At 38.5% G+C, this 4,449-nt stretch carries 1 protein-coding gene; it reads left to right on the plus strand.

Annotation, left to right across the window (positions count from 1 at the left end; translation table 11 throughout):
- A partial coding sequence (locus HMPREF2979_RS07650) for an SspB-related isopeptide-forming adhesin (protein ID WP_315968256.1) occupies positions 1–4,449 on the plus strand: 4,449 nt, incomplete at both ends.

The raw sequence follows: 4,449 nt of genomic DNA on the forward strand, positions 1-4,449 counted from the left end.
GTTCTTATCGCGACTGTAGGCGACATTGCGGATAAAGAGTTTAACAACCGTGTAACTCCTCCAGAAGAACCTAAGTTCCAACCAGAGAAATACGTTCTTAGCAATGGTAACGGTAAGTTCGATATTACTGGTACTAAACTTCTTGATGATGATGCAGAGTTGGCTGACAAGTACGCAGACACAAATGCCAACCCATATGCGGATTCTTCAGATGGTAAGAAACTTTCAAATGGTGAAATCGTAGGTAAAAACGAAGCAGAAAACATCAATACTAAAGCTGTTAAACGTGGCGAAACTATCAACTACCAAGTATGGCTTGATACAAATCAATTTGATGCAAACAACAAGGATAACATCCAAACTGTTGGTATCACTGATGATTATGATGAAGCTAAATTGGAAGTTAAAGCCTCAGACATTAAGGCTTACGATGGTAAGACTGGTGCTGATGTTACTGACAAGTTCGACATCTCTATCGCTAACGGCGTGATTACTGCTAACCTTAAAGCTGGCTTCACTAAGTCACTTGGCGATGCGGAAAACACTCAAATTATCGATACTACTAAGTTCGAATTTGGACGTTACTACAAGTTTGTCATCCCAGCTAAGGTTACTGACGGTGCTTACGATGGTGCTGAAATTGAAAATACAGCAGCTCAAGTTGTAAACTACTACAACCCAACTACTAAGACTGTTGAAAAACCAAACAAACCAACTGAAAAACGTGTTAACAACGTTCCAACTGCTATCGAGTTGATTTTTGGTAAGACACTTAACGGACGTAAGTTGCAAGACAAAGAATTTACTTTTGAATTGAAAGATGAAAAAGGTAATGTTCTTGAAACTGTTAAGAATGATGCCGAAGGTAAAGTTAAATTCTCTACTATCAACTACGGTAAAGCAGATCTTGGTAAGACATTCAACTACACGGTAGAAGAAGTTAAAGGAACTGATACAACTGTTACTTACGATAACATGAAAGTCAATGTTACTGTTCAAGTTATCCAACCTTCAGTAGGAGATCAATTGTCAACAGTTATCTCTTACGCTACAGTAGGTGGAGATGCTTATGGTGGTGACGATCGTGTCTTCGATAACAACGTAACTCCTAACTTCAAACCAGAGAAATACGTTGTTTCAGAACCAAGCTTCGACATCATTGGTAACAAACTTGCTGATGACGACGATTCAGCTGATAAAGTTGAAATCCAAAACTTGAATGGTAAGACCCTCAAACGTGGTCAAAAGATCTACTATCAAGTATGGCTTGATACTCGTGACTTCACAGCAGAAAGCAATCTTCAAACAGTTGGTATCACAGATAACTACGAAGAAGCTAAGCTCGATATCGACGCTTCTGAAATCAAGGTTTACGATGGTATCACTGGTAAGGATGTTACTGACAAGTTCGACATCAAGGTTGAAAACGGTGTTCTCTACGGTACATCTAAAGCAAGCTTGACTAAAGCTATTAGCGCAACAGATGCTACTCCAGTCATCGATACAACTAAATTTGAGTTTGGCCGTTACTATAAATTTGATATCCCAGCTGTTGTTAAAGATATTGATTCTAACGACGGTGTAGATATTGAAAATACAGCCAACCAAACAATTCACCAATACAACCCATTCAATAAGAAAGTTACAACTCCTGAAAAACCAACTCAAACACGTGAAAACAACGTTCCAGTTCCACTCGAGTTCAACTACACTAAACGACTTGAAGGACGTGAGTTGACTGCAGGCGAGTTCAGCTTCGTATTGAAAGACAAAGACAACAAGGTTCTTCAAACAGTAACCAACGATAAAGATGGTCACATCAAGTTTGAAAAACTCTTGTTCAACAAAGCTGATCTTGGTAAGACATTCACTTACACAGTTGAAGAAGTAGCTGGTAAAGATACTTCAATCACTTATGATGCTATGAAAGCAACTGTAACAGTAGAAGTTACTAAGGAAGGCAAAGTTCTCACAACTGTCGTTAACCACGCTTCAACAGGCGGATTCGCTTCAAGCGCTAACGATAAAGAGTTCAACAACAAAGTTCGCCCACCAGAAACACCTAAGTTCCAACCAGAAAAATATGTTGTTTCTGAAGCAAAATTCGATATCACAGGTACTAAGCTCGTTGATGATGATAAAGAATTGGCTAACAAGGTTGCAGATACAAATGCTAATCCTTACGCTGATGATGCATCAAACAATGAATTGGAAAACATGAATACTAAGTCTGTTAAACGTGGTGATAAACTTGTTTACCAAGTATGGCTCGATACAACTCAATTCGATGCTAACAACAAGGATTACATCCAAACAGTTGGTATTTCTGATGACTACGATGAAACTAAATTGGATCTTGATGCTTCAGCTATTAAAGCTTACGATTCAGTAACAGGCGAAGATGTAACAGCTAAATTCGACATCAAAGTTGAAAATGGTATGATTACTGCTAACCTTAAAGATGGCTTCACTAAGTCACTTGGAGACGATGCAAATACTCAAATCATCGACACAACTAAATTTGCCTTTGGCCGTTACTATAAATTCGATATCCCAACCACTGTTAAAGACTCTGTTCCTGGTGGTGTAGATATTGAAAATACAGCTGGACAAGTAGTTCACTTCTACAACCCACGAACTAAGAAGACAGAAATTCCTACTAAACCAACTGAAAAACGTGTAAACAGCGTTCCAATTTCAGTTGAATTCAACTTCACTAAGAAACTTGAAGGCCGTGAGCTTAAAGCAAACGAATTCAGCTTCCAATTGAAGGATGAAGCAGGAAATGTCATCGAAACTGTTAAGAACGATGCTTCAGGTAACGTTAAGTTCAAAGCTATTGAGTACAAGAAAGGCCAAGAAGGTACTTACAAGTACACAGTAGAAGAAGTTAAAGGTACTGATGGCACAGTTCAATACGACGGTATGAAAGCTGTTGTTACAGTTGAAGTTAAACATGATGGAACAGCTAAAGCACTTATCACTAATGTGACAGATGCAGCTGATAAAGAGTTCAACAACAAAGTAACTCCTCCAGATACTCCAGACTTCAACCCAGAGAAATACATCCTTAACGAATCTAAATTCGATCTTACAGGAGTTAAACTTCTCGATGACGATAGCGAATTGAAAGATAAGGTTGCAGACACTAATGCAAATCCTTACGCTGATAAGACTGATAACAACGAAGCTCAAAATATCAATACTAAGACACTCAAGAAAGGTGATAAAGTATACTACCAAGTATGGTTGGATACAACTAAATTCACTGAAGCTCACAATATCCAATCTGTAGGTGTTACAGATAAATATGACAGCGAAAACTTGAACATCAACGTTGCTGATATTAAAGCATACGACTCTGTAACAGGAGAAGATGTGACAGCTAAGTTCGATATCACTCTCGTTAACGGTGTAATCACTGCAACATCTAAAGCTGACCTTACTAAGTCACTTGGCGATGCAGAAAATACACAAGTTATCGACACAACTAAGTTCGCCTTCGGACGTTACTACAAGTTTGAAATCCCAGCAGAAATTAAACAATCTGCTAAGGGCGGTGTTGACATCGAAAATACAGCCTCACAAATCGTTCACCAATACGATCCACAAAGTAAGACTGTTAAGAAACCTGAAAAACCAACAGAAAAACGTGTTGTTAACATCCCAGTTGAAGTTGAATTTAACTTCACTAAGAAACTTGAAGGACGTGAACTTAAAGCCAACGAATTCAGCTTCGTTCTTAAAGATAAAGATGGAAACATCCTTCAAACAGTTAAGAACGACGCTGCAGGTAACGTTAAATTTGCTGCTCTTGAATTCAAGAAAGGCCAAGAAGGTACTCACAACTACACTGTAGAAGAAGTTAAGGGTACTGACGGAACTGTTTCTTACGATTCAATGAAAGCTCTTGTTACTGTTGAAGTATCACATGATGGTAAAGCGAAAGCTCTTATCACTAAAGTGAACGACCCAGCAGACAAAGAATTTAACAACACTGTTCGTCCACCAGAAAAACCTAAGTTCCAACCAGAGAAATACGTTGTTTCTAAAGAGAAATTCGATATCACTGGTATGAAACTTGTTGACGATGATGCTGAGTTGAAAGATAAAGTAGGCGATACTAACAAGGATCCTTACGCTGACAGCACAGCTAACAACGAAGCTGAAAATATCAATACTAAGACACTCAAGAAAGGTGATAAGTTTGTCTACCAAGTATGGCTCGACACAACTAACTTCACTGATGCTCACAATATCCAATCTGTAGGTGTTACAGATAAATATGACAGCGAAAACTTGAACATCAACGTTGCTGATATTAAAGCATACGACTCTGTAACAGGAGAAGATGTGACAGCTAAGTTCGATATCCAAATCGTTGACGGTGTGATTACTGCAACATCTAAATCTGACCTCACTAAGTCACTTGGCGATGCAGAAAACACA

It is taken from the genome of Streptococcus sp. HMSC078H12 (assembly GCF_001814615.1).
GTDB lineage: Bacteria > Bacillota > Bacilli > Lactobacillales > Streptococcaceae > Streptococcus > Streptococcus salivarius_F.